Raw genomic sequence first — 2000 nt, 5'->3', positions numbered from 1 at the left:
CCCTCCGGTGTTTGAGGAGCGGGGTCTTGGGCGGAGCCCCAGACGGATGGGACGGGTAGGGGCGGCGGGGGCGAGAGAACGACCGCCGCCCACTCGGCCCCCTTCGACCGGCGCCGACCCGGCGGCGCTCTTACGCTCGGGGCATGTCAGAGGTCTACGCGGCGCGCAGAGCGCGGCTTCGGGAGCGGTGTCACGCGGGCGGCAGTGCGGGGGCCCTGGTCTCCCGGGCCGCCAATGTGCGGTATCTCGCGGGCGCTGCCCCGCGGGGAGCCGTACTGCTGCTGGGAAAACGTGAGGACCTGCTCGTGTGGGCGGGCTCCGAGAACGACAGGCTCCCCGAGGGCAGCCGTCCGGACGAGGCGCTGCGCGTGCACACGCTGTCCGCTTCCGGAGGCGATCCGGCGGTCGCCGCCGCGGATCTCGCCGCCGCGCAGGGCGCCGAGTCCCTCGCCGTCGAGGAACACCACCTGACCGTGGCCCGACACCGTGCCATCGGCTCGGTCGCGCCCCGGCTGCGCCTGGCCGACCTCGGCGGCGCGGTCGAGCAGCTCCGGGTGGTCAAGGACGAGGAGGAGATCGCCTGTCTGCGGATCGGCGCCGAGATCGCCGACCAGGCGCTCGGCGAACTGCTGGAGTCCATCCTCGTCGGGCGTACGGAGCGGCATCTCGCCCTGGAGCTGGAGCGGCGGCTCGTCGACCACGGTGCCGACGGGCCGGCCTTCACGACCGCCGTCGCCACCGGGCCGAACTCCGGCCGCCGGGGGCATCGGCCCACCGATCGGCGCGTGGAGGAAGGAGACTTCCTCTCTGTTTGTCTCGGCGCCGTCTATCGCGGATACCGCTGTGAGATCGGCCGCACATTCGTCATCGGGACCTCGCCGGCCGACTGGCAGATCGAGCTCTACGACCTCGTCTTCGCAGCCCAGCGCGCCGGACGGGAGGCCCTGGCACCCGGCGCCGCCTACCGTGACGTGGACCGTGCGGCACGCCAGGTACTGGACTCCGCGGGGTACGCGGACCGCCTCCCGGAGCTCACCGGACACGGTGTCGGGCTCGAAATCGACGAGGAGCCGCAGCTCGCCCCCGCGGCCATGGGTAAACTGGACGCTTGCGTGCCGGTCACCGTCGAACCGGGGGTCCACCTCCCGGGCCGGGGCGGTGTCCGGATCGATGACACGCTCGTCGTACGCCCTGAGGCGGACGGCGGACCCGAACTACTTACCATCACGACCAAGGAACTGCTCGCGCTCTAGCTTCGAGCTGTCGCGTCTGCCCCGGGGTCGTCCACGTCAGTCCAGGAGATTCCGCAACCGTGGCTTCCACGAACGACCTCAAGAACGGCCTGGTTCTCAAGCTCGACGGGGGCCAGCTCTGGTCCGTCGTCGAGTTCCAGCACGTCAAGCCCGGCAAGGGCCCGGCCTTCGTGCGAACCAAGCTCAAGAACGTGCTCTCCGGCAAGGTCGTCGACAAGACGTTCAACGCCGGTGTCAAGGTCGAGACGGCCACTGTCGACAAGCGCGACATGCAGTTCTCCTACATGGACGGCGAGTACTTCGTCTTCATGGACATGGAGACGTACGACCAGCTCATGGTGGACCGCAAGGCCGTCGCCGACGCCGCCAACTTCCTGATCGAGGGCTTCACCGCCACGGTCGCGCAGCACGAGGGCGAGGTGCTCTTCGTCGAGCTGCCGGCCGCCGTCGAGCTGGTCATCCAGGAGACCGAGCCGGGCGTCCAGGGCGACCGCTCCACGGGCGGCACCAAGCCGGCCACCCTGGAGACGGGCCACCAGATCCAGGTCCCGCTCTTCATCACCACCGGTGAGAAGATCAAGGTCGACACCCGTACGAGCGACTACCTCGGCCGGGTGAACAGCTAACCGTGGCTGCCCGCAACACGGCCCGCAAGCGTGCCTTCCAGATCCTCTTCGAGGGCGACCAGCGCGGGGCCGATGTCCAGACGGTCCTCGGGGACTGGATCAGGCTGTCCCGGGACGACAC

2 protein-coding genes and 1 pseudogene are annotated in these 2000 nt (G+C 70.0%); all 3 read left to right on the top strand.

The window, feature by feature from the left end; all coding sequences use genetic code 11:
* Positions 1–143: 143 nt before the first annotated feature.
* A complete protein-coding gene (locus STRTUCAR8_RS40020; RefSeq protein ID WP_006382089.1) occupies positions 144–1253 on the top strand; it encodes an aminopeptidase P family protein in 1110 nt (369 codons plus the stop codon).
* Positions 1254–1312: 59 nt separating this feature from the next.
* Positions 1313–1879 carry an elongation factor P gene (gene efp / locus STRTUCAR8_RS40015; RefSeq protein WP_006382090.1) on the top strand — a complete coding sequence of 189 codons (567 nt, stop codon included), beginning with the start codon at positions 1313–1315 and terminating at the stop codon, positions 1877–1879.
* A gap of 2 nt (positions 1880–1881) precedes the next feature.
* Positions 1882–2000: pseudogene (locus STRTUCAR8_RS40010) on the top strand (transcription antitermination factor NusB); the annotation flags it as partial.

It is taken from the genome of Streptomyces turgidiscabies Car8, assembly GCF_000331005.1.
GTDB classification, from domain to species: Bacteria; Actinomycetota; Actinomycetes; order Streptomycetales; family Streptomycetaceae; genus Streptomyces; species Streptomyces turgidiscabies.
The sequence above is the reverse complement of the archived record's forward strand: the minus strand, read 5'-3'. Positions and strand labels throughout refer to the sequence as shown.

Excerpts from the sequence above, each read along its gene's own strand:
- STRTUCAR8_RS40020 (WP_006382089.1), top strand. The coding sequence starts at position 144 with ATGTCAGAGGTCTACGCGGCGCGCAGAGCGCGGCTTCGGGAGCGGTGT.